At 72.1% G+C, this 23,383-nt stretch carries 23 protein-coding genes and 1 pseudogene; 16 read left to right on the forward strand and 8 right to left on the reverse strand.

The genetic code is table 11. The annotated features are described in order from the left end of the window. The first annotated feature begins 373 nt into the window (after positions 1-373). The 3 genes from ACZ514_RS00100 to ACZ514_RS00110 are packed head-to-tail and all read left to right on the forward strand — an operon-like array spanning position 374 to position 4,436. Positions 374-1,810 (forward strand): FGGY family carbohydrate kinase, encoded by a 1,437-nt coding sequence (locus ACZ514_RS00100; RefSeq protein WP_469123680.1) that lies wholly within the window; start codon positions 374-376, stop codon positions 1,808-1,810. After that, positions 1,807-3,204 (forward strand): FAD-dependent oxidoreductase, encoded by a 1,398-nt coding sequence (locus ACZ514_RS00105; RefSeq protein WP_468698344.1) that lies wholly within the window; start codon positions 1,807-1,809, stop codon positions 3,202-3,204. Before ACZ514_RS00100 ends, ACZ514_RS00105 begins: the two co-directional genes overlap by 4 nt. Further along, entirely contained in the window at positions 3,201-4,436 is a 1,236-nt protein-coding gene (locus ACZ514_RS00110; RefSeq protein ID WP_469123681.1) for an NAD(P)/FAD-dependent oxidoreductase, read from the forward strand. The genes ACZ514_RS00105 and ACZ514_RS00110 overlap by 4 nt, the downstream gene beginning before the upstream one ends. 23 nt (positions 4,437-4,459) lie before the next feature. Here the strand turns inward: ACZ514_RS00110 and ACZ514_RS00115 are convergent, their stop codons facing one another. After that, positions 4,460-4,834 (reverse strand): ArsR/SmtB family transcription factor, encoded by a 375-nt coding sequence (locus tag ACZ514_RS00115; protein ID WP_468174025.1) that lies wholly within the window; start codon positions 4,832-4,834, stop codon positions 4,460-4,462. A gap of 432 nt (positions 4,835-5,266) precedes the next feature. Between ACZ514_RS00115 and ACZ514_RS00120 the strand changes: the two genes are divergently transcribed. From ACZ514_RS00120 to ACZ514_RS00135, 4 genes and pseudogenes are all read left to right on the forward strand, one after another. Continuing rightward, positions 5,267-5,461, forward strand: coding sequence for a DUF2795 domain-containing protein (locus ACZ514_RS00120; protein ID WP_468174023.1), 195 nt, complete (start codon positions 5,267-5,269; stop codon positions 5,459-5,461). 45 nt (positions 5,462-5,506) lie between these two features. Beyond that, positions 5,507-5,966: pseudogene (locus tag ACZ514_RS00125) on the forward strand (helix-turn-helix domain-containing protein); the annotation flags it as partial. Beyond that, positions 5,963-6,517: a flavoprotein gene (locus ACZ514_RS00130; protein ID WP_469123682.1), complete on the forward strand. Its 555-nt coding sequence runs from the start codon at positions 5,963-5,965 to the stop codon at positions 6,515-6,517. The pseudogene ACZ514_RS00125 and the gene ACZ514_RS00130, both read left to right, overlap by 4 nt. A 56-nt stretch (positions 6,518-6,573) precedes the next feature. Further along, positions 6,574-7,065, forward strand: coding sequence for an NUDIX hydrolase (locus tag ACZ514_RS00135; RefSeq protein WP_468174019.1), 492 nt, complete (start codon positions 6,574-6,576; stop codon positions 7,063-7,065). 229 nt (positions 7,066-7,294) lie between these two features. Here the strand turns inward: ACZ514_RS00135 and ACZ514_RS00140 are convergent, their stop codons facing one another. After that, positions 7,295-8,434 (reverse strand): magnesium and cobalt transport protein CorA, encoded by a 1,140-nt coding sequence (locus ACZ514_RS00140; protein ID WP_469123683.1) that lies wholly within the window; start codon positions 8,432-8,434, stop codon positions 7,295-7,297. Positions 8,435-8,497: 63 nt separating this feature from the next. Here ACZ514_RS00140 and ACZ514_RS00145 point away from each other — a divergent pair, with 63 nt between their 5' ends. Together ACZ514_RS00145 and ACZ514_RS00150 are read left to right on the forward strand one after the other, a co-directional pair. Beyond that, positions 8,498-9,604, forward strand: a complete 1,107-nt coding sequence (locus ACZ514_RS00145; RefSeq protein WP_469123684.1) for a winged helix DNA-binding domain-containing protein — start codon at positions 8,498-8,500, stop codon at positions 9,602-9,604. 45 nt (positions 9,605-9,649) lie between these two features. Next, positions 9,650-11,329, forward strand: a complete 1,680-nt coding sequence (locus ACZ514_RS00150; protein WP_469123685.1) for an AMP-binding protein — start codon at positions 9,650-9,652, stop codon at positions 11,327-11,329. Between the two features lie 46 nt (positions 11,330-11,375). On the opposite strand, the gene ACZ514_RS00155 is transcribed toward ACZ514_RS00150, so the two are convergent. Then, positions 11,376-11,864, reverse strand: coding sequence for a glutathione peroxidase (locus ACZ514_RS00155; protein ID WP_468174011.1), 489 nt, complete (start codon positions 11,862-11,864; stop codon positions 11,376-11,378). A gap of 77 nt (positions 11,865-11,941) precedes the next feature. Further along, positions 11,942-12,859: a hypothetical protein gene (locus ACZ514_RS00160; protein ID WP_469123686.1), complete on the reverse strand. Its 918-nt coding sequence runs from the start codon at positions 12,857-12,859 to the stop codon at positions 11,942-11,944. Positions 12,860-13,130: 271 nt separating this feature from the next. On the opposite strand from ACZ514_RS00160, the gene gcl reads away from it, so the two are divergent. Further along, positions 13,131-14,918: a glyoxylate carboligase gene (gcl, locus tag ACZ514_RS00165; protein WP_468174007.1), complete on the forward strand. Its 1,788-nt coding sequence runs from the start codon at positions 13,131-13,133 to the stop codon at positions 14,916-14,918. A 144-nt stretch (positions 14,919-15,062) separates the two neighbouring features. Here the strand turns inward: gcl and ACZ514_RS00170 are convergent, their stop codons facing one another. After that, positions 15,063-15,503: a YybH family protein gene (locus ACZ514_RS00170; RefSeq protein WP_469123687.1), complete on the reverse strand. Its 441-nt coding sequence runs from the start codon at positions 15,501-15,503 to the stop codon at positions 15,063-15,065. 146 nt (positions 15,504-15,649) lie between these two features. Between ACZ514_RS00170 and sigJ the strand changes: the two genes are divergently transcribed. Next, on the forward strand, positions 15,650-16,585 hold the full coding sequence (sigJ, locus tag ACZ514_RS00175; RefSeq protein WP_469123688.1) for an RNA polymerase sigma factor SigJ: 936 nt from the start codon (positions 15,650-15,652) through the stop codon (positions 16,583-16,585). A gap of 460 nt (positions 16,586-17,045) precedes the next feature. Here sigJ and ACZ514_RS00180 read toward each other — a convergent pair whose 3' ends face one another. The 3 genes from ACZ514_RS00180 to ACZ514_RS00190 form a co-directional block, all read right to left on the reverse strand. After that, entirely contained in the window at positions 17,046-18,503 is a 1,458-nt protein-coding gene (locus ACZ514_RS00180; protein WP_469123689.1) for a catalase, read from the reverse strand. A 234-nt stretch (positions 18,504-18,737) separates the two neighbouring features. After that, positions 18,738-19,628, reverse strand: a complete 891-nt coding sequence (locus ACZ514_RS00185) for a 2-hydroxy-3-oxopropionate reductase (RefSeq protein WP_468173999.1) — start codon at positions 19,626-19,628, stop codon at positions 18,738-18,740. A gap of 74 nt (positions 19,629-19,702) precedes the next feature. Further along, a complete protein-coding gene (locus ACZ514_RS00190; protein WP_469123690.1) occupies positions 19,703-20,536 on the reverse strand; it encodes a TIM barrel protein in 834 nt (277 codons plus the stop codon). 125 nt (positions 20,537-20,661) lie between these two features. On the opposite strand from ACZ514_RS00190, the gene ACZ514_RS00195 reads away from it, so the two are divergent. From ACZ514_RS00195 to pucL, 5 genes are all read left to right on the forward strand, one after another. Then, positions 20,662-20,913, forward strand: coding sequence for a YkoF family thiamine-binding protein (locus tag ACZ514_RS00195; protein WP_468698317.1), 252 nt, complete (start codon positions 20,662-20,664; stop codon positions 20,911-20,913). Next, the gene (locus ACZ514_RS00200; RefSeq protein ID WP_468173993.1) at positions 20,910-21,314 is read left to right on the forward strand and encodes a helix-turn-helix domain-containing protein; all 405 of its coding nucleotides are present in this window, start codon (positions 20,910-20,912) and stop codon (positions 21,312-21,314) included. The genes ACZ514_RS00195 and ACZ514_RS00200 overlap by 4 nt, the downstream gene beginning before the upstream one ends. A gap of 147 nt (positions 21,315-21,461) precedes the next feature. After that, a complete protein-coding gene (uraD, locus tag ACZ514_RS00205; protein ID WP_468173991.1) occupies positions 21,462-21,977 on the forward strand; it encodes a 2-oxo-4-hydroxy-4-carboxy-5-ureidoimidazoline decarboxylase in 516 nt (171 codons plus the stop codon). Positions 21,978-21,979: 2 nt separating this feature from the next. Continuing rightward, entirely contained in the window at positions 21,980-22,396 is a 417-nt protein-coding gene (uraH, locus tag ACZ514_RS00210) for a hydroxyisourate hydrolase (protein WP_468698314.1), read from the forward strand. Position 22,397: 1 nt separating this feature from the next. Beyond that, on the forward strand, positions 22,398-23,321 hold the full coding sequence (gene pucL, locus ACZ514_RS00215; RefSeq protein WP_388942900.1) for a factor-independent urate hydroxylase: 924 nt from the start codon (positions 22,398-22,400) through the stop codon (positions 23,319-23,321). Positions 23,322-23,383 lie beyond the last annotated feature (62 nt).

Here is a 23,383-nt window from a genome sequence, read left to right on the forward strand (position 1 = left end):
CGGGTCGGGTCCGTCCGGCGTCCGGTAGCCGCACTGCGGCCGGGCCAGCACCAGGGATGCGTGAACCATGCGCGAACTGCCCGGCGGATCCCCGCCGTTCGGTCGAGGACGGTGCCGTTACCGCCCGTTGACCGGCGATCACTATAGAGCGGTACGGCCGATCGCACACGCATTCCCTTTCGGACGCAAGTTTCAAGCCAGGCGCTGGACATGACTGGATGTCAGTCCAAAGGCCGTGCCGCCGCGGTGCGCCCGGGAGGATCTTGACGAGGGACCTCCCCTGGTGAAGGCTTCCGACCGGCGATGGCTGACGTGATCGCCGACCCGGTCGCGGACGTGACCGATGACCTGCCGGAACACGGACGGAGTGGTGATGACGGGCCCGGTGCTCGCTGTGGACCAAGGCACCTCGGGAACCAAGGCCCTCGTCCTGTGTCCCGAGCGCGGGATCATCGGCTCCGCCTCCGCCCCCGTACGGCCCCGGTACCTGCCCGACGGCCGGGTGGAGGTGGACCCGGGCGAACTGCTGGGCTCGGTCCTCGACGCCGGGCGGGCCGCGCTCGCCGCGGCCGGTGAACCGGTCACGGCCGTGGGCCTCGCCAACCAGGGCGAGACCGTACTCGCCTGGGACCCGGCGAGCGGCGAACCGCTGACCGACGCGCTCGTCTGGCAGGACCGGCGCGCCGCACCGCTGTGCACCGAACTGTCCCCGCACGCCGAGCTGCTGCGCGAACGCACCGGCCTGCCGCTCGACCCGTACTTCGCCGCGCCCAAGATGGCCTGGATACGCCGCCACCTGACGCGGCGGGGCGTCGTCACCACCAGCGACGCCTGGCTGGTGCACCGCCTCACCGGCGAGTTCGTCACCGACGCGGCGACCGCGGGCCGTACCCAGCTGCTCGATCTCGACACCGTCGACTGGTCGCAGGCCGCCCTCGACGTCTTCGGCCTCGCCGGCGAACCCCTGCCGAGGATCGTCGACGCGGACTCCCGCGTCGGCACCACCACCGCCTTCGGTCGCGAACTGCCGCTGACCGGCCTGCTCGTCGACCAGCAGGCCGCCCTGCTCGCCCAGAGCGTCACCGCCCCCGGCACCGCCAAGTGCACCTACGGCACCGGCGCGTTCCTGCTCGCCCAGACCGGACCGCACCCCCGCCGCAGCTCCTCCGGTCTGGTCGGCTGCGTCGCCTGGCGGATCGGCGGACGGACCAGCTACTGCCTCGACGGCCAGGTGTACACGGCCGCCTCCGCCGTACGCTGGCTCACCGACCTCGGCGTGATCTCCGGCGCCGCCGACATCGACGCCGTGGGCGGCACCGTCCCCGACTCCGGCGGCGTCACCTTCGTCCCCGCGCTCGCCGGGCTCGCCGCCCCCTGGTGGCGGGGCGACCTGCGCGGCTCGGTCACCGGACTCGGCCTCGGCACCACCGCCGGACACCTGGTGCACGCCCTGTGCGACGGCATCGCCGCCCAGGTCGCCGAACTCGCCGACGCCGCCGCCGCCGACCTGGGCGCACCGCTCACCTCCCTCCGCGTCGACGGAGGGCTCACCCGGTCCGCCCTGCTCATGCAGGCCCAGGCCGACCTGCTCCGGATCCCCGTCGAGGTGTCGGCGCTCCCGGACGCCACCGCCCTCGGCGTCGGCGCGGTCGCCCGGCTCGGCCTCGACCCCACCCTCACGGTCCGCGACGCCGTCCCCGAGTGGAAACCGTCCGCCGTCTACGAGCCCCGGGCCGGGGCGGACGAGGCCGCCGGACGCCGCGCCCGGTTCCGTACCGCGGTCGCCGCCCTGCTCGACGGCCCCGCATGAGCGTCACCACCCGCGGCGCCCTGCCCGGCGGGGAGTACGACGTGACGGTCATCGGCGCCGGCGTGGTGGGCTGCGCCATCGCCCGCGAACTGGCCCGGCTGCCCCTGCGGACGGCCCTGGTCGAGGCGTCCGACGACGTCGGGGACGGCACCTCCAAGGCCAACACGGCCATCCTCCACACCGGGTTCGACGCGGTGCCCGGATCCCTGGAATCCCGGCTGGTCAGGGACGGCGGGCGGCGGCTCGCCGCGTACGCCGCCGAGAGCGGCATCCCGGTGGAGCCGCTCGGGGCGCTCCTCGTCGCCTGGGACGAGGAGCAGCGCGCCGCACTGCCCGGCCTCGCCGACAAAGCCGTGCGCAACGGCTACCACCGGGCCCGGATCCTGTCGGCCGAAGAGGCGCGGGCCCGCGAGCCGGAACTCGGACCCGGAGTGCTCGGGGCGCTCGACGTGCCCGGCGAGTCCGTCATCTGCCCCTGGTCGACCACGCTCGCGTACGCCACGCAGGCCGTCCGCGCGGGCGTCGACCTCCACCTGAACTGCCCGGTCCGGTCCGTCACCCCCGCGGACCCGCACCTGCTGGACACAGGCCGCGGCGTCCTGCGCACCCGCCACCTGGTCAACGCGGCCGGCCTGCACGCCGACGCGGTCGACCGGCTGCTCGGCCACGCGGACTTCACGGTGACGCCCCGGCGCGGCCAGCTGATCGTCTTCGACGAACTCGCCCGCGGCCTCGTCCGGCACATCCTGCTCCCGGTACCGGGCGCGCTCGGCAAGGGCGTCCTGGTCACGCCGACGGTCCACGGGAAGGTGCTGCTCGGGCCGACGGCCGAGGACCTGGACGACAAGACCGCCACCGGGTCCACCGCCGAAGGGATCGCGCTGCTGCGGGAGAGGGGCCGGCGGATCCTGCCCGCGCTCCTGGAGGAGGAGGTCACCGCCGTGTACGCGGGACTGCGGGCCGCCACCGGCTCCGAGGACTACGCGATCCGCGCCCACCCCGCGCAGCGGTACGTCACCGTGGGCGGGATCCGCTCGACCGGCCTGACCGCGTCCATGGCGATCGCGTCCCACGTGGTGGAGCTGCTCGCCGAGGGCGGTCTGCCGGTGGCCGGGCCGCGCGATCCGGAGCCGGTGCGGATGCCGAACCTGGGCGAGGCGTTCCGCCGTCCCTACCGTGACGCCGCACTGATCGCGGCGGACCCCGAGTACGGCCGGATCGTCTGCCACTGCGAACGCGTGACCCGCGGGGAGATCCGCGACGCGCTCGCCGGTACCGTCCCGCCCGGCTCCCTCGACGGACTCCGGCGCCGTACGCGCGCCCGCGCCGGCCGCTGCCAGGGCTTCCACTGCGGCGCCGCCGTCCGCGCCCTGTTCGAGGAGGCCCGCCGATGAGCCGTACGGACCGGACCGACGGTACCGAGCGCACCAACCGCACCGACCGCACGGTCGACGTGCTGGTCGTCGGGGCGGGACCGGCCGGGCTGGCCCTGGCCGCGCGCGCCGCGGCCGCGGGCGCGGGCCGGGTCGAGGTCCTGGAACGCGAGGAGGAGGCGGGCGGCGTACCGCGCCACTGCCACCACGGCGGCTTCGGACGGCCGCCCCTGCCCTGGCTGCCGGGGCCCGCGTACGCACGCCGGGCGGTGGCCGCGGCGCTGGACGCCGGCGCGGTCGTCCGTACCGGCGTCACGGCCACCGGCTGGGCGGGACCGCTGGCCCTCGAGACCACCGGCCCGTCGGGGCTGGAACGGATCACCGCCCGGGCCGTCGTCCTCGCCACCGGCGCCCGGGAACGCCCCCGCAGCGCCCGGCTGGTACCCGGCACCCGCCCGGCCGGAGTGCTCACCACCGGCGAGCTCCAGCAGTCGGTCCACCTCCACGGCCAACCCGTCGGCCGCCGGGCCGTGGTGGTGGGCGCCGAGCCCGTGGCCCGCCACGCGGTGCGCACCCTGCGGCGGTCCGGCACGGAGGTCGTGGCGGTCCTCACCGAGCACGCGCGCGGCACCACCGTCCCGGGGGTCCCGCTGCTCACGGCGACCACGGTGAGCGAGCTGCGCGGCCGCGGCCGGCTCTCCGCGGTGGCGGTCCGCCACCGGGACGGCCGGTCGGGGGTCATCGCCTGCGACACGGTGGTCTTCACCGGCGACTGGATCCCCGAGCACGAACTGGCCCGCCGGGGCGGCGTGCCCGTGGACCCGGGCACCCGCGGACCCCGCGTGGACGCCGCCTTCCGCACGGGCACGCCCGGGGTCTTCGCCGTCGGCAACGCCCTGCACGGCGTGGAACGGGCGGCCACCGCGGCCGCCGAGGGCCGGGCCGCCGCAGCCCCGGTCCTGGCCCGCCTCGCCGGAGCCCCCTGGCCCGACGCCGGCCCGCCGCTGCTCGTCCGGGCCCCGCTCGCGTGGGTGACGCCGAACCGCCTCACGGCCCCCGCCCGGCGCCCGCTGCTGCTGCGCTCCGCGGTACCGCTGACCGCCCCGGTGGTGGAGGTGTCGCAGGACGGCCGCCCGCTGTGGCGCCGCCGCTACCCGGGCCGGGTGCCGGTGTCGCGCTCGCTGAGGCTGCCGCCGGGGTGGACGGCGCGGGTCGACCCGGCCGGCGGCCCGGTGGTGGTGGCCACCGCCTGACGGCCGCCGTCCCCGGCGCTCCCTCAGCCCGCGCGGTCGGCGGCCGACGCGAGGAGGCGGCCCATGGCGGCCACCACCGAGGGCTCGACGCGGTAGTAGACCCAGGTGCCGCGGCGCTCGGAGCTGAGCAGGCCCGCTTCCCTGAGCTTCTTCAGGTGGTGCGAGACGGTCGGCTGGGAGACCCCGACGTCGGAGATGTCGCACACGCACGCCTCCCCGTCCGGGTGGGAGGCCACGGCGGAGAACAGGCGCAGGCGCACCGGATCACCGAGGGCCTTGAACATCCTGGCGGTGCGCTCCGCCTCCTCGGCACTGAAGGCACGCCCGTCCAGCGGCGGGCAGCAGGCCGGGGCCTCGGGACCCGGCTCCAGCAGCGGCAGCACCTCGGTGTTCGACATACGTCTATGTTGACACGTGTCGAATCGGAACGGGACCCGGGCGGCCGGACCCCCGGCGGAACCGACGAGGTGTGATCCCGCGCGGCTGGGTAGGCGCGCATGTGACCGCACGGCGCGACCGGATCGAGCGGGCCCGCCGTGACCCGAACCCCGGGGCGAGGACGAGGAGGAAGAACGGCCGGTCCCCGGGCGGACGACGAGACGCAGCCCCAGCCGGAAGGCCACCTGCGCTCCGGACTCCGCGTGGCCGCCGTCGGACCGGTGCCCCCGCCTCCCGGAAGGGAACGCGAGCGCGGCACGCAAACCGCCGTCCCGAAGAGCGAACGCGAAGGAGGCGACAACGGCCACTGAGGCCGAAACCCCGGCCGCCCGGGCCGGTGAAGGAAGCCTGGACCGCCAGGCGCGTACCGAACCCTGAGAGGTGTGGCGGACATGACCGACGTCAACCCCATCGAGCTGCAGAAGGCCCTCAAGGGCGCGGAATACCCGGCGAAGCGCGACGACCTCGTCCAGCTGGCGAAGAAGAACGGCGCCGACGAGGGCATCACCCAGGAACTCGCCTCCTCCTCGAAGGACCGGTTCAACGGCCCCGACGACGTCCAGAGGAACGTGTTCGGCAACAGCTGACCCGAGCCCCACCCACCCAGGCGGCGGCACCCCAAACGCCGCCGCCTGCTGCGCGGAGCCACGGCAGCGAGCCGCGCGGACGACCGCGCCGCCACCGGGGAGTTCCTCGCCGAAGCGGAGGAGGTGGCCCGGTACGTCGCTCCGGACCGGCCCGATGCCTGGGCCGGCTTCGGCCCGACGAACGTCACCCTGCACCGGATCAGCGCGGGGGGTTTCCTTCGGCGAAGCGGACACCGCCCTCGACGCGGCCCGCCCGCTCAAGCACCGCCACATCCCGGTGCCCGAGCGCCGTGCCGCACTCTGGATCGAGGCCGCCCGCGCCTATTCCCAGCAGGGCCGCCTGGCCGACGGCTACCAGGCCCTGCGGATCGCCGAAACCTGCGCCGCCCAGAACGTACGACGTCCCGCCGTCCGCGAGCTGGTCGCCGACATGGCCGCGCGGGAGCGCCGTCGTACCCTGCCGGAGCGCCGCCACTTCAGCCGCCGACTGGGAGTACCCGCGTGACCGAGCCGCAGCCGAGGCCCTTCCTGTACGTCGTCGTGTGCGCCGCCGGGATCGCCGGCGACGTCGGCAGACTCATCACCGCAGCGCAGGAACGGGGCTGGGAGGTCGGGGTCATCGCCACCCTGCAGGGTCTCGAGTTCCTCGACGCCCGGGCGATCGAGGAGCAGACCGGGTACCCGGTCCGGTCCGCCTGGCGTGAGCCCGGCGAGGCGCGGACGTACCCGCGGGCCGACGCCCTCGCGGTCGCTCCGGCCACGTTCCACACGGTCAACAAGTGGGCCGCCGGCTTCGCCGACAACCTGGCCCTCGGCATCCTCTGCGAAGCCCCCGGCATGGGCGTCCCCACGGTCCTGCTGCCCTACGTGAACACCGCGCTCGCCGCTCACCGGGCCTACCGGCGCAGCATTGACGAGCTCCGGGAGATGGGCGTGCTGATCGGCAGCTATGAGCCGCACCGTCCGAAGTCCGGTGGCGGGGCCGACCGATTCCCGTGGGAGGAAGCGGTCGATCTGCTGGCCCCGTTCCTCCATGCCGGGGCCGAGCCGCAGTGAACGTGTCGGCATCACCCCTTGGGGCAGCCGGCCCCCCCCCGACCTGGAGGAGCAACGTGGAGCAGCAGAACGCTGAAGGTGGACCGGCTATCGCAGCGGCCGTCGTGGTGCACGAGGGCCGCGTTCTGATGGTGCGGCGCCGGATCAGCGAGGGGCGGCTCTCCTGGCAGTTCCCCGCCGGTGCGGTCGAGCCGGGCGAAGCCCGGGAGGAGGCCGCCGTACGCGAGACGCTGGAGGAGACCGGCCTCGCCGTGAAGGCGCTGAAGCTGCTGGGGGAACGGGTCCACCCTGACACCGGCCGCTTGATGTCGTACACGGCCTGCGAGGTGGCCGGCGGCCACGCGCACGTCACGGGATCATGGTGGGGCAGGCCCTTAGCCGTCTTCGAGAAGTCGGCCGGTGGCGTCCTGGACGCGGGCGGAGGCTCGGCGGACCGCAACGAGCACGGCGTCGAGTCGGGTGTCGGTAGGTTGGCCGCCGGAGTTGACGGCACGGGTCAGCTGGTTCAGGTCGTTGCCGATATGACCGAGGTGCCTGCGTGCAGCTAACAGCTCGGCGACGGGTGGCACAGCATCTGCTGTGCCACCCGTCACCGTTACCCTCCGCAATCGAGTGCGGTCGAAGGTGGTCGGCGGTGCGGGAGGTCGGCACCCAAGGTGCGGGGGAGCGCCCGGCCTGGGCGGGCTGCGGATTCTGCCCAGACTCTCCCCAGGGGGCCTGAGGGCCACTTCTGTGCGTTCGCAAGAGCTAGGCTGATCAACAGCGTTGATGTGTGGTCTACAGCCAGTCGCGCTTCTTGAAGATCACGTACAGGCTCACGCAGACCACTGCCATCAGCAGGATCGCGAAGGGATAGCCGGCCGTCCACTTGAGCTCCGGCATGTGCTCGAAGTTCATGCCGTAGATCGTGCCCACCAGGGTGGGGGCGAAGAGGATGGCGGCCCACGAGGAGATCTTCTTGATCTCCTCGTTCTGTTCGAAGCCCGCCTCCGCCAGGGCTCGCATTTCCGCGTTCTGTTGCTGGGAGACCAGTGTGGCGTTCACCGTGAGGATTTCCGTCAGGGCCTGGCGGAAGCCGTCCACGCGTTCGCTCGTGTGCGTCACGTGGTCGGCCACGTCGCGGAGGTAGCGCTGGAGTTCCTCGTCCGTGCCGTACTTGGCGAAGCCGGCCATCAGGCCGTGGAGCATGCCGACCAGGGGGCGGGTCGCGCGTTGGAACTCGACCATTTCGCGGGAGAGTTCGTAGATGCGGCGCGATACCTCCGGGTCGCCGCGGAAGACCTCCGTCTCGATCTCGTCCATGTCGGTCTGGACGCCCGCCACCACCGGGGCGTAGCCGTCCACCACCGCGTCGAGGATCGCGTACAGGACGGCCTCCGGGCCGAGGGAGAGGAGGTCCGGGGTCTCCTCCATGCGGTGGCGGACGGTCGAGAGGTCGGGGGCGGCGCCGTGGCGGACGGTGATCAGGAAGTCCGGGCCGACGAAGACGTGGAGCTCGCCGAAGTCGACCTCCTCCAGGGCGTCCAGGTAGCGGGCCGCGCGCAGGACCACGAAGAGGGTGTCGCCGTAGCGCTCCAGCTTGGGGCGCTGGTGGGCCTCCAGGGCGTCCTCGATCGCCAGCGGGTGCAGGTTGAACTCGGTGGCCAGGGAGTGCAGTTCGGACTCCGACGGGCGGTGCAGGCCGATCCAGGCCATGCCGTCGGGCTGTTCGCGCAGCAGCCGGAAGGTGTCGGCGAGGGTGGTGGGGGAGGCGACGCGGCGGCCGTCGCGGTAGACCGCGGAGTCGATCACGCTGCCGTGGTCCGGGGGCGGCGGGCCGGGGGCCGTCGGCGTGGGCGGGGCGGCCGGGGCGGGCGGGCGGAGCCAGCCCGAGCGCTTCGCGGACGAGGGGGGACGGCGGTTCGGGCGCTCCGGCATCGCAGTCAGCCTCCGTATGAGTTGCGGACAGAGGGTGTCCGCGAGGGGGGTTAGTTTGCTGTCATGGCCTCCAGGACGAACCCCGTACTCGGCACCCGCGCTCTGAACCGTGCCACGCTCGCCCGCCAGCTGCTGCTGAGCCGCGCCGAGATGTCCCCGGAGGAAGCCGTCGGGCACCTCCTCGGGCTCCAGGCGCAGAACGTCACGCCCCCGTACTACCAGCTGCACGCCCGGCTCGCCGGGTTCCGGCCCGAGGGGCTGGCCCGGCTGATGGAGGAGCGGAAGGTGGTCCGGATGGTCACCGTGCGGTCCACCATCCACACCCACACCGCCCATGACGCGCTCACGCTCCGCCCGCTCGTCCAGGCCGCCCGCGACCGGGAGCTGACCGCCTTCCGCAAGGGGCTGGCAGGCGTGGACCCGGGCCGACTCGCCGCCCGTGCCCGGGCGTTCGTCGAGGCCGAGCCGCGCACCATGGGGGAGATCCGCGAGGAGCTGCTGCGGGAGTGGCCCACGGCCGACCCGCAGTCGCTGTCCGTCGCCGCCCGCTGCCTGCTGCCGCTCGTGCAGGTCACCCCGCGCGGGGTGTGGGGGCGCAGCGGGCAGGTGCGGCTGACCACCGTCGAGGCGTGGGTCGGCGAGCCCGCCGGCGAGGGGCAGGGGATCGACGGCCTCGTGCTGCGCTACCTGGGCGCCTTCGGCCCGGCCTCCGTCAAGGACATGCAGACCTGGGCGGGACTCACCCGGCTGCGCGAGGCCTTCGAGCGGCTGCGCCCGCGGCTGACCGCCTTCCGCGACGAGAACGGCGTCGAGCTCTTCGACCTGCCCGACGGGCCCCGCCCGGACGCCGGCACCCCCGCGCCACCCCGCTTCCTCCCCGAGTTCGACAACCTGCTGCTCTCGCACGCCGACCGCACCCGCGTGGTCCCCCCGGAGCTCAAGGGCCGCAGCTGGAGCGGCAACCAGGCCCACCGCACCCTGCTCGTCGACGGGTTCCTCGCCGGCCTGTGGCGGATGGCGGAGGGGAGCGGCGGACCGGCCCTGACCGTCGAGCTCTTCGGTACGCATCCCCGTGCCCGCATGGACGAGATCGCCGCCGAGGGCGAAGCCCTGCTCGCCGGGATGGCCGGCGCGCCCGGACCCGTGCGCTTCGGGCCGGTCCGCGGCTGACGCCGCCCTGGTGGAGGGGGCGTCCGGCGCGGCACGATGCCTGTCATGACGGAGAACAGCGCCACCGACAGCTTCCGGGCCGCGCGGGACTTCCTGCTCGAACACCGCGGGAAGTACGAAGCCGCCCACGCGGGCTTCACCTGGCCCCGCCCCGAACGCTTCAACTGGGCCCTCGACTGGTTCGACCACATCGCGCACGGGAACGGGGCCGACGCCCTGCGGATCGTGGAGGAGGACGGCACCGGCCGGAGCGTCTCCTTCGGCGAGATGGCCGTACGGTCGGACTCCGCCGCCAACTGGCTCCGCGCCCAGGGCGTCGCCGCCGGGGACCGGATCCTGGTGATGCTCGGCAACCAGCGCGAGCTGTGGGAGGTGATGCTCGGCGCGATGAAGCTCCGCGCCGTCGTCATCCCCGCCACCCCGCTGCTCGGCCCGGCCGACCTGCGCGACCGTGTCGACCGCGGCCACGTGCGCCACGTCATCGCCCGCGCCGAGGACACCGCGAAGTTCGACGGGGTCCCCGGCACCTACACCCGGATCGCCGCCGGGACCGACGTCCCCACCGGGTGGCGGCGGCTGGAGGACATGTACGGGGCCGACGCGGCCTTCACCCCGGACGGGGCCACCCTCGCCACCGACCCCCTGATGCTGTACTTCACCTCGGGCACCACCGCCAGCCCCAAGCTGGTCGAGCACACCCACGCCTCCTATCCCATCGGGCACCTCTCCACCATGTACTGGCTCGGGCTGCGCCCCGGGGACGTTCACCTCAACATCGCCTCGCCCGGCTGGGCCAAGCACGCCTGGTCCAACCTCTTCGCCCCCTGGAACGCGGGCGCGACCGTCTTCGTCCACAACTACGCGCGCTTCGACGCCGAACGCCTCCTGGCGGAGATGGACCGCGGCGGCGTCACCACCTTCTGCGCCCCGCCCACCGTCTGGCGGATGCTGATCCAGTCCGACCTCACCAGGCTGCGCACGCCCCCGCGCGAGGCCGTCGCCGCGGGCGAGCCGCTGAACCCCGAGGTCATCGAGCGGGTCCGGGAGGCGTGGGGCGTCACCATCCGCGACGGCTTCGGCCAGACCGAGACCACCCTCCAGGTGGGCAACTTCCCCGGCGTCCCCGTCAAGCCCGGCTCCATGGGCCGCCCCGCGCCCGGCTACGGGATCGTGCTGCTGGACCCGGTCACCGGCAAGGAGTCCCCCGACGAGGGCGAGCTGTGCGTGGACCTGCGCCCGGCCCCCGCCGGGGTGATGACCGGCTACCGGGACGACCCCGGGCGCACCGCCGAGGCCATGGCCGGCGGGCTCTACCGCACCGGGGACATCGCCTCCCGCGACGCCGACGGCTACCTGACCTACGTGGGCCGGGCCGACGACGTCTTCAAGGCCTCCGACTACAAGATCAGCCCCTTCGAGCTGGAGAGCGCCCTGCTGGAGCACGAGGCCGTGGCCGAGGCGGCCGTCGTCCCGGCCCCGGACGCGCTGCGCCTCGCGGTGCCCAAGGCGTACATCACGCTCGCGGCCGGGTGGGAGCCCGGGGAGGAGACCGCCCGGGCGCTCTTCGCGCACTCCCGGGCGGTCCTCTCCCCGTACAAGCGGATCCGGCGCATCGAGTTCGCCGAGCTGCCCAAGACCGTATCCGGCAAGATCCGCCGGGTCGAGCTGCGGGAGCTCACCGCGGCCGGCTCGGGCCGCGAGTACGACGAGGCCGGCCTGGGCTGAGCGCGCCACGACGGGGCCGGCCTCGGCCGAGCGGGCCGTACGGGACTCAGCCGGGCAGCTGGGCCTCGATCGCGGCGATGACCTCGGGCGCCTCGGGCTCGGTGCGCGGGCGGAAGCGTGCCACGACCTCGCCGGCGGGGGAGATCAGGAACTTCTCGAAGTTCCACTGGATGTCCCCCGCCTCGCCGTCGGCGTCCGGGGTCTTCACCAGCTCCTGGTACAGCGGGTGCCGGTTCTCGCCGTTCACCTCGGACTTCTCCAGCATCGGGAAGGTCACGCCGAAGCCGGCCGCGCAGAAGGTCTGGATGTCCTCCGCGGTGCCGGGCTCCTGGCCGCCGAACTGGTTGCAGGGCACGCCGATGACGGTGAAGCCCTTCTTCTCGTACGCGAACTGGAGGCGCGCCAGTCCCGAGTACTGCGGAGTGAGCCCGCACTGGGACGCGGTGTTCACCAGCAGGATGGCCTTGCCGCGGTGGGCCCCCAGGCTGGTCGGCTCGTCGTCCAGGGTGGTCAGCGGGATGTCGTACAGGCTCATCGGGCTCTCCTCGGCGGGAAGGGGCGTCAGGAAGGGGCTTGGGCTGGAATTCATACCAATACCAAGAGCCCCCGAGCCTAGGCCCCCCTCCCCACCAGCCGGTCCGCCGGGTCGTTGACCGGCTGCGGCATGCCGGTGAGGTCCATGACGAACAGCGGTATCCCCAGCTCGTCCGCCCGGCTCCGGGCGTCCTCGGTGTAACCGGCCAGGGAGAAGTAGACGCTGGTCGCCGAGGCCGTGAGGCCGTTCAGCCACACGCACTCCACGGCCCGCAGCCCGGCCGGCGCGGTCGTCGGGTCCACCTGTGCCACCACCCCCGGGGCCCGCAGGTCCACCGCGGCCGAGGGGATCGGCACCCCGTCCGGCTGGCGGACGTCCCGGAAACCGAGCCAGCGCAGGTACAGCGCGGCCGTGACCACCGCGTCCCGGGCGGTACGGATGGTCACGGGCCGGAAGGCGGGCCGTGACAGCGCGGGCCCGGCGGCCGGGCCGGTACGCGGCCGGGGGGCCGCGGCGCCCGCCGCCGGCCGGGCCGCCCGTCCGCCGGAACCGGCCGCCCCCTGGCCCTCCGCCCCCTGGCCCTCCGCCCCCTGGCCCTCCGCCCCCTGGCCCTCCGCCCCCTGGCCCTCCGCACCCGGACCGGCGGGATCCGCGTCCGCGCGCCCGGCCCGCGCCGGATCCTCCCGTACGCCGTCCCCCGCGCCCGCGCCCGCGCCCGGGGCGGGCCCCTCCGGCGGGTGGACGGGCACGCGTACGACCAGCCCGCAGGACCCGCAGCCCACCTCCGGGTGCGGCCACTCGCTCTCGCGCCCGCAGGCCGCGCAGCGCACCGTCACCCAGACCTCGGACCAGTTGCGGTGCGTGAGGGGCACGGGCGGGGCCGTCAGGTCCAGGGGCGGTGCGACCGGGCTCCCGCAGGCGCAGGGATAGACCGGGACGGTGTAGCCGTTCTCGCGCCGGCACGAGGGACAGCGCACCGGTACCGCTTCCGCCATGAGACCTGGACCCCCTCCGTCGTCGCTGTCCGTGGGTCCATGCTCCACCACCCGCGACCGTGCGGGGAGGGAGACCGGCCGATTCACGCCGATCCGGTTCCGGGCGCCGGTCATTTGTACAACTCGCCGAACGCGATGCGCCTTTTGGTGTGTTCCGGGGTGCCCGACCGCCTTGACGTGTGCGAAGTGGCGCCTTAGCTTGTTCCGTATAGCAGAACAAAAATTCCGGATGACGGAAAAAGTCTGACCGCCAGACCCGCAGGAGAACCAGATGCCTCGTATGACAGCCGCCGCTGCCGCAGTTGAGATCCTCAAGCTCGAGGGTGTCGAACAAGCGTTCGGCGTGCCCGGTGCTGCGATCAACCCGTTCTACCGCGAGCTCAAGAACGTGGGCGGCATCGCGCACACGCTGGCCCGCCACGTCGAGGGCGCCTCGCACATGGCCGAGGGGTACACCCGTGCCAAGGCGGGCAACATCGGCGTCTGCATCGGTACCTCGGGCCCGGCCGGCACCGACATGATCACCGGCCTGTACTCCGCCATCGCGGACTCGATCCCGATCCTGTGCATCACCGGTCAGGCTCCGGTCTCGAAGCTCCACAAGGAGGACTTCCAGGCCGTCGACATCGCCTCCATCGCCAAGCCCGTCACCAAGGCCGCCACCACGGTCCTGGAGGCGGCGCAGGTCCCCGGCGTCTTCCAGCAGGCCTTCCACCTGATGCGCTCCGGCCGTCCCGGCCCGGTCCTGATCGACCTGCCGATCGACGTCCAGCTGACCGAGATCGAGTTCGACCCCGCGACCTACCAGCCGCTGCCGGTCTACAAGCCGCGGGCCAGCCGCGCCCAGGCCGAGAAGGCCATCCGCTTCCTGCTGGAGTCCGAGCGCCCGCTGATCGTCGCCGGCGGCGGCATCATCAACGCCGACGCCTCCGACCTGCTGGTCGAGTTCGCCGAGCTGGTCAACGTCCCCGTCATCTCCACCCTGATGGGCTGGGGCACCATCCCGGACGACCACGAGCTGGCCGCTGGCATGGTCGGCGTCCAGACCGCGCACCGCTACGGCAACGCGACGTTCCTCGAGTCGGACTTCGTCCTCGGCATCGGCAACCGCTGGGCCAACCGCCACACCGGCTACAACATGGACGCCTACACCAAGGGCCGTACGTTCGTCCACGTCGACATCGAGCCCACCCAGATCGGCAAGATCTTCGCCCCGGACTTCGGCATCGCCTCCGACGCCAAGGCCGCGCTGGAGCTCTTCATCGAGGTCGCCAAGGAGCTCAAGGCCGAGGGCAAGCTCCCCGACTTCTCCGCCTGGGCCGCCTCCGCGCAGGAGCGCAAGGCCACCCTCCAGCGCCGTACGCACTTCGACAACATCCCCCTGAAGCCGCAGCGCGTCTACGAGGAGATGAACAAGGCCTTCGGTCCGGAGACCCGCTACGTCACCACCATCGGCCTCTCCCAGATCGCGGCCGCGCAGTTCCTGCACGTCTACAAGCCGCGCCACTGGATCAACTGCGGCCAGGCCGGCCCGCTCGGCTGGACCATCCCGGCCGCCATCGGTGCCGCCACCGCCGACCCGCAGACCCCGATCGTCGCCCTCTCCGGCGACTACGACTTCCAGTTCATGATCGAGGAGCTGGCGGTCGCCGCCCAGCACAAGGTCCCCTACGTCCACGTCCTCGTGAACAACGCCTACCTCGGCCTGATCCGCCAGGCGCAGGGCAACCTGGGCATCAACTTCGAGGTCAACCTCGAGTTCGAGAACATCAACACCCCGGAGATCGGCGTCTACGGCGTGGACCACGTCAAGGTCGCCGAGGGCCTGGGCGTCAAGGCGATCCGCGTCACCGACCCGGACAAGCTGGGCGAGGCCTTCGAGGAGGCCAAGAAGCTGGCGCAGGAGTTCCAGGTCCCGGTCGTCGTCGAGGCCATCCTCGAGCGCATCACCAACATCGCGATGAGCAAGACGGTCGACATGAGCGACGTCACCGAGTTCGAGGAGCTCGCGACCGAGCCGGGCCACGCCCCGACCGCCATCAAGGCCCTGAAGGTCTGACCCCGACCGGTCTGCCCAGGAACCGCAGGACGAGCAGCACGAACTGTCCGGCCTGCACCGAGCGGCCCCCGTCCCTCCGTGAGGAGGGCGGGGGCCGCCGCCATGTCCCCCTGGATGCGGCGGCCCCGCCCGTCCCTCCGTGCGTCAGGCGGGCTGGTCCTTGTCGGAGGGGAGCCAGACCGTCAGGGTGGCCGGGTCGACCGGGATCGAGACGTGCTCGTGCGTGATCGACCACCTGCCGTCCGTCCGCCGGAGGCCGACGCTCTCCCGTACCCAGATCGACGCCTGCGGCCCGCCCCGGCGCTCTCCCGAGTCCAGGTGCAGCATGTGCGCGAACGCGGTGTCCCCGCCGGTCACCAGGGTGAGGTCGTGCGTCTCCAGGCTGATGGGGCCGACGTACCCGTCGAACCAGCGCAGGAAGTTGCGGCGGATCTCCCCCGTTCCCTCGAAGCGCAGCGGGGGGACGACGTCGTAGTAGACGGCGTCGGCCGCGTAGAACGACATGAGCCGGTCGATGTCCTTGCTCTGCTGGGCCTCGGCGCGGTTCGCCAGGAGCGCCCGTACCGCGGACGGGTGGGTGGTCATCGTGTACTCCTCCGGTCGTGGTGTGTTCCGCCGCCGGTATGACGGGACGGGGCCCCGGAATGTGAGGCCGCCGGCCCCGCGTCACATTCCGGGGCCCCGTCCCGTCATAAGGGTGGGGAAGATCCGACCGAGGGAGCCGCGAGACCATGACGACCAGCCCGCCCGCGCCGCAGGACGGCCGACTCGATCCGGTGCCGAGCGCGGTCGCCGGTGAGCGCCGCAGGCTGACCGATCTCGCCTACCGGATGCTGGGCTCCGTGGCCGAGGCCGAGGACGCCGTCCAGGAGACGTACGCCCGCTGGTACGCCATGTCCCCGCGGCAGCGGGCGGAGGTGGCGTCCCCCGCCGGCTGGCTGACCAAGGTCGCCGGCCGCGTCTGCCTCGACGTGCTCCGCTCGGCACGGGTCCGGCGGGAGCGTTACGTGGGGCAGTGGGTTCCGGAGCCGCTGCCCGAGCGCACCGAGTGGTCCACCGGCGCGGTGGACGGCAGTACGGCCGACCCGGCCGACCGCATCACGCTCGACGAGTCGGTCAGCATGGCCTTCCTCGTCGTGCTGGAGGCGATGACCCCGGCGGAGCGCGTGGCGTTCGTCCTGCACGACGTCTTCCGCTACCCGTTCGCCGAAGTGGCCGGCATCGTCGGCCGCACTCCGGCGGCCTGCCGCCGGCTGGCGTCGTCGGCCCGGCGCCGGGTCGAGGCCGCACGGGCCCCCTCGCCGCCGACCGTCCGGCAGGCCCGTGTGGTGAGGGAGTTCAAGCGGGCGTGGGAGGCCCGGGACATCGATGCCCTGATCGGTCTGCTCGACGCCGACGCCACCGCCGTCGGGGACGGCGGCGGGGTCGTCACGGCCCGGCCGCACCCCATCGAGGGCGCCGAGCCCGTCGCCCGCTTCTTCGCCGAGCGGACGCTCCCGGGCCGGCTGGTGGTCCGCGAGTGCACGGTCAACGGGCGGCCCGGTCTGGCGGCCCTCCTGGACGGCGCCATTCTGTCGGTGTACGCGTTCGACATCGGGGAGGCCGGGATCCGGCGGATCTGGGCCGTGCTCAACCCGGAGAAGCTGCGGCCCTGGCGTACGGGCTGACGCCGTCTCACTGCGGTCCGTACGGGCACCGGTTGCCCCCCCGTACGCGGACGTGGAAAAGCCCCGAGTCACGGGACCGTCCGTGACTCGGGGCTGTTCTGTACCGCCCGACGGGGCGAGGCTGGCGCGACAGGACGTTCGCACCGCCGGGCGGAGCGGGAAGGTTCTCCTCCGTGCACGGGGGACTCTGTGCGCGGCCCCCGTACGCGGAGGAGTTCGGCTGGGACCGTGGCGGTCGGCGACGAGAACTCCGGCACCGTCTCCCTCAGGTCAAGAGACGGGCCTCGGAACCCATTACCACCGCACTGGCTCGCACGCCCGCCACGGTCCTCACGCGGCGCCGGCCACCAGGACCGGCGCGTTCTGCCCCCACCGCGTACCACCCCTCATCCGGGTCCGCGGTGCGGGCTCGGCACCCGGGACCTGACCTCCCGCCAGGTCCCCGGTGCGGCTTTTCGGCTCAGGCGTCGCGCAGGGCGCGGACGGCCTCCTCGACGCGGCGGCCGTAGTCGGCGTCCGCGGCGTGGAAGTGAGCCAGGTTCTTCTCGATGACGTCCTCGAGGGTGACCTGGGACAGGCCGCCGGCGATGTTCGCCACCAGGCGCTGCTTCTCGGCCTCCGACATCAGGCGGTAGAGCTCACCGGCCTGGAAGAAGTCGTCGTCCTTGGTGTGGGCCGGCGCCTCGTGGGTGCCCGTGTAGCCGGAGACGGCCTGCGGGGCACCGAGGGCCAGGCCGGTCTCGGCCGGACCCTGGTACGAGTTGGGCTCGTAGTTCTTGTCGGCGCGCGAACCGTTGCGCAGCGCCATGACGCCGTCGCGGCCGTAGTTCTCGGCCTTCGTCGCCTTCGGGGCGTTGACCGGCAGCTGGGTGTGGTTCACACCGAGGCGGTAGCGCTGGGCGTCGGCGTACGCGAACAGGCGGCCCTGGAGCATCTTGTCCGGCGAGGCGGTGATGCCCGGGACGAAGTTGTTCGGGGAGAAGGCGGACTGCTCGACCTCGGCGAAGACGTTGTCCGGGTTGCGGTCCAGGACCAGGCGGCCCACGCGCTGCAGCGGGTAGTCGGCGTGCGGCCACACCTTGGTGAGGTCGAACGGGTTGAAGCGGTAGTCCGCGGCCTCGGCGGCGGGCATGATCTGGACGTAGAGGGTCCAGCTCGGGTTCACGCCGCGCTCGATCGCCTGGAGCAGGTCGGTCTGGTGCGAGTTGGCGTCCTGGCCGGCGAGCTCGGCGGCCTGCTCGCTCGACAGGCAGCGGATGCCCTGGTTCGTCTTGAAGTGGTACTTGACGAAGAAGGCCTCGCCCTGGGCGTTGGTCCACTGGTAGGTGTGGGAGCCGTAGCCGTTCATGTGGCGGTAGGACGCCGGTATGCCGCGGTCACCCATCAGCCAGGTGATCTGGTGCGTGGCCTCGGGGGCGTGCGCCCAGAAGTCCCAGACGTTGTCCGGCTCCTGCTTGCCCGTGAAGGGGTCGCGCTTCTGGGAGTGGATGAAGTCGGGGAACTTGATCGGGTCCTTGATGAAGAACACCGGGGTGTTGTTGCCGACGAGGTCGTAGTTGCCCTCTTCGGTGTAGAACTTCAGCGCGAAGCCGCGCGGGTCGCGGACCGCGTCCGCGCCGCCGAGGGAGTCGGCGACGGTGGAGAACCGCAGGAAGGTCTCGGTCTTCTTGCCGACCGTGTTCAGGAACGCCGCGCTGGTGTACGCCGTGACGTCGTCGGTCACCTCGAAGTAGCCGTACGCGCCCGAGCCGCGGGCGTGCACCACGCGCTCCGGGATGCGCTCGCGGTTGAAGCGGGCGAGCTTCTCCAGGAGCTGCTGGTCCTGGATCAGGAGCGGGCCACCGACGCCGGCGGTGGCGGAGTTCTGGTTGTCGGCGACCGGGGCGCCGGACTCGGTCGTCAGCGTGCGCTTCGACATGGTGACCTTCCGTACGGGGAACTGCTGGCGGAAAGCGTCTTCCGTCAGGCGGAACAGCCTAATTTCGGCGTGAACGCAACGTCAACAGTTTGTTGAAAAGAAAGAGAGAGGAGAGGTGATCCGGACGGTGCCGGCGCTTGGGCGCGACAGGACAGGTGTCAGCACCGGCACCATCCGGAAACTCAGGCCCCCGTCAGGGGGAGGGCGGCCCGGGGAGCGGGCCGCGGCGGCGGATCAGATCTGGGCGCCGGAGAGGCGCTCGACCGCGCGCAGCAGGGCGGAGTGGTCCAGGCCGCCGTCACCCTGGGCGCGCAGGGAGGCGACCAGCTGGGCGACGACCGCGCCGACGGGCAGGGCCGCACCGACGTTGCGGGCGGCGTCGGTGACGATGCCCATGTCCTTGTGGTGCAGGTCGATCCGGAAACCGGGCTTGAAGTCGCGGTTCAGGAAGTTGTCCTTCTTGCGGGTCAGGACCGTGGAGCCGGCCAGGCCGCCGTTGAGGACGTCCAGGGCGGCCTGGAGGTTCACGCCGGACTTCTCGAGGAAGACGACGGCCTCGGCGCACGCCTGGATGTTCACCGCGACGATGAGCTGGTTGGCGGCCTTCACCGTCTGGCCGGAGCCGTGCGGACCGCACAGGACGATGACCTTGCCGAGGGCCTCGAGGATCGGCAGGGCCGCGTCGAAGTCGGCCTGCTCGCCACCCACCATGATGGACAGGACGGCCTCGATGGCGCCGGCCTCGCCGCCGGACACCGGGGCGTCGAGGACGCGGATGCCCTTCTCGGCGGCGTTCTTCGCCAGGTCGATGGAGGTCTGCGGGGTGATCGACGACATGTCGATGATCAGCGCGCCGGACTTGGCGTTCTCCAGGATGCCGTTCTCACCGTAGGAGATGGCCTCGACCTGCGGAGAGGCGGGCACCATCGTGATGATGACGTCGGCGTCCGCGACGGCCTCGGCGATCGAGCCGGCGGCCGTGCCGCCCGCGGCGGCCAGGCGGTCCAGCTTGTCCTGCTCCAGCGTGAAGCCGGTGACCGAGTAGCCGGCCTTCAGCAGGTTCTCGGCCATGGGGGAGCCCATGATTCCGAGACCGATCCAGGCGATCTTGGGGAGGTTGCTCATGATGAGGTCCTTCTCTTAATGCTTCGTACGAAAAGTGCGTGGGGTGCCTGGCTGATCGCCCGGACTTCGTCCGCCTACCGGGCGGCGCGGGCCTCGGCGGGCAGCCACCCGAAGGACGCGGCGGCGTCGGCGGCCTTGTACTCGAGGCCCACGTAGCCCTCGTAGTCGGCCTTCTTCAGCTGGTCCAGGAGTGCCTCGAGGGGCAGTTCGCCGGTGCCGGGGGCACCGCGTCCCGGCTTGTCCGCGATCTGGACGTGGCCGGTCTTGGCGGCGTACTTTTCGATGACCTCGGAGAGGTCCTCATCGTTCATCGCCAGGTGGTACAGGTCGAGCAGGAACTTGGCGTTCCCGAGGCCGGTGGCCTCGTTGACCTTGTCCACCACCTCGATGCCGGCCGGGGCGCTCACCAGCGGGTAGAGCGGCGACTCGGGCTTGTTGAGGGTCTCGATCAGGAGGATCGCACCCACGCGGTCCGCGGCGCGGGCCGCCGTGACCAGGTTCTTCAGGGCCAGCTCGTCCTGCACGGCCGGGTCCACGCCTTCGACGCGGTTGCCGTACAGGGCGTTGAGCGCCTTGCAGCCGACCGAGGCGGCGAAGTCCGCCGCCACGTTGATGTTGGCGTTGAAGCGGTCCGACTCCTCACCGGGGACCGATACCGCGCCGCGGTCCGGGCCCGGCAGCCGGCCGGCGTAGAAGTTCAGGCCCACCAGCTGGGTGCCGGCGTCCTCAAGGGCCTTCTTGAGGGCGTCCAGCTCCTCCTGAGCCGGGGTGGGGGTCTCGATCCAGGGCCACCACAGCTCGACCGCGGTGAAGCCCGCCGCGGCCGCGGCCGCGGGGCGCTCCAGGAGCGGGAGTTCCGTGAAGAGGATCGACAGGTTCACATCGAAGCGCTGGTCCGTGTATCCCATGAGGGGTGTGCGCTCCTTCCGTATTGCGGAAGTTATTTTCTGCTTGATGGAAGACTGCAAGCCGACCGTCGTACTTGTCAAGTGCGGACTCCCGGAATCTCAGGACTGCCGGGTAGCTTGGCGACGTGCGATTGAGAGTTGAGTTCACGACCGAGCCCTTCGACCTCGAAGAGGCCCCCGCCCACGCCGTGGCCGCCCGCGAGGTCATCCAGAAGGCCCAGCTGGACGCGGTGGACGTCGGCCCCTTCGGCAACACCGCCGAGGGCGAGTCCGGCCGGGTGCTGGACGCCGTGGCCGCGCTGCTGCGCGACTCGCTGGAGGCCGGCGCGACGCGCGTCTCGCTCCAGGTCAACGTGATCGGGGAGGGCGCCTCGTGACCGAGCCCCGCGACCACCCGTTCGTCACCGCGGTCAAGCCGCTGGTGGACGCGATGGGCGGCCAGATGCTGGAACCCTCCCAGGCGCGGCCCGACGACGTCGTGCTGGCCTGGGAGGGGCAGGACCTGCTGGCGGTGCGCCTGCCGCAGCTCTCCGATTCGCTGGACCACATCCTCGCGGCGCTGGAGCGCCGCCACGGCGTACCGCTGGCGCAGCTGGACCGCAAGGCCAAGCAGGACGTGGTGCGCATACTCGAGGCGCGGGGTGCCTTCGCGGTGCGGCACGGGGTGGAGACGGTCGCGGGCGCCCTGGGCGTGAGCCGCTTCACGGTCTACAACTACTTGAACCGGGACGCCGCCGCTCAGGCGAAGCCCGGCAGGACGGCCGGGAGTGAGGGCTGACTCACCCACGGTCACGAGCCGCCGCCCCATTCATCCGGGCGGCGGCTTTTGTGTACGGGAAGTTTCAACAAAGTGTTGACGCCGTGTGGCCGAGGGCGTTAGCTATGCGCAGCCCGTCAAAGCAACAACAGGCCACGGAGGCCTACCGTGACTTCGAGTCCGACCCCGGGTCTCACCCGGTTCAACGCCTTGGACGACAGCGCGGCCCAGGCCGAGCTGCACGAGGTCTGCGCCAGTTCGGCGTGGGTGGGCGGCATGCTCGCCCAGCGCCCCTTCGCCACCGCCGACGCCCTCTTCGCCGCCAACGAGTCCGCCATGGCGGCGCTCACCGCGGAGGACCTGGGCGAGGCGATGGGAGGCCACGCGCCGATCGGCCGGCCGAAGCCGGGAGACCCGACCTCCGCCCGCGAGCAGCGCGGCATGGCCGGCGCCTCGGAGGAGCTGAAGAACGAGCTCCTCGAGCTGAACCTGGCCTACCAGGAGAAGTTCGGCCACGTCTTCCTCATCTGCGCGACCGGTGCGACCGGTGAGTTCATGCGGGACGCGGTGAAGGTCCGGATCGGCAACTCGCCGGAGCAGGAGCGAGAGATCGCCCGCGGCGAGCTGGTGAAGATCAACCGGATCCGCCTGACCCGACTCGTCGAACTCGCAGAAGGAGAGTGACCATGAGCACTGAGACCGCGGCATCGCCGAGAAATTCGGTGTCCACCCACATCCTGGACACCAGCATCGGCCGTCCCGCCGAGGGTGTCGCCATCTCCCTGTCGGCCCGCGCGGGCCTCGACGGCGAGTGGGCGGCCCTCGGCGGCAGCGCCACCGACGCCGACGGGCGCTGCAAGGACCTGCCGGCCCTGCCGGAGGGCACCACACACGTGCGTCTCGACTTCGAGACCGAGACGTACTTCAGCACCAAGCAGAGCGAAAAGAAGCAAGCCGAGGCGCAGCAGGACGCCCCCCGCGTAAGGGACAGCGGTGCGTTCTTCCCCGAGGTAACGATCACCTTCGCGGTGAACCCGGGCGAGCACTACCACGTACCGCTGCTGCTCAACCCGTTCGGCTACTCCGTTTACCGAGGGAGCTAGCATGGCCACGATTCTGGGCCAGAACCAGTACGGCAAGGCAGAGAACCGCGTCGTCAAGATCACGCGGGACGGCGACACCCACCACATCAAGGACCTGAACGTCTCGGTCGCCCTCTCCGGCGACATGGACGACGTCCACTACTCCGGCTCGAACGCCAACGTCCTCCCGACGGACACCACCAAGAACACGGTGTACGCGTTCGCCAAGGAGTACGGCATCGAGTCCGCCGAGCAGTTCGGCATCCACCTCGCCCGCTGGTTCGTGGGCAGCCAGGAGCCGATCCAGCGCGCGCGCATCCGGATCGAGGAGTACGCCTGGGACCGGATCGCCACCTCCGACGCCAACTCCAAGTTCATCGGCGCCGACGAGGTCAACCACTCCTTCGTCCGCAAGGGCATGGAGACCCGCGTCACCCAGATCACGTACGACGGCCAGAACTGGGAGGTCATCTCCGGCCTCAAGGACCTGATCGTCATGAACTCCACGAACTCCGAGTTCTGGGGCTACGTGAAGGACAAGTACACGACCCTGCAGGAGGCGTACGACCGCATCCTGGCCACCCAGGTGTCGGGCCGCTGGCGCTTCAACTGGTCGGACGACGAGCAGCGGATGCCCAACTGGGAGAAGTCCTACGCCGAGACCAAGAAGCACATGCTCCAGGCCTTCGCGGAGACCTACTCCCTGTCGCTCCAGCAGACCCTGTACCAGATGGGCTCGCGGATCATCAACCACCGTTCGGAGATCGACGAGGTCCGCTTCTCGCTCCCGAACAAGCACCACTTCCTCGTCGACCTGGAGCCCTTCGGCCTCAAGAACGACAACGAGGTCTACTTCGCCGCGGACCGTCCGTACGGTCTCATCGAGGCGACGGTCCTCCGCGACGGCGCCGACGCCCGTATCCCCGTGGACATGACCAACCTCTGAGCACGGCGCGCGCGTCCCGGGGCTCCGCAGTGGCCCCGGGGCGCGACACCCCCCAGCTTCCT

The organism is Streptomyces sp. NPDC034086, assembly GCF_055575515.1.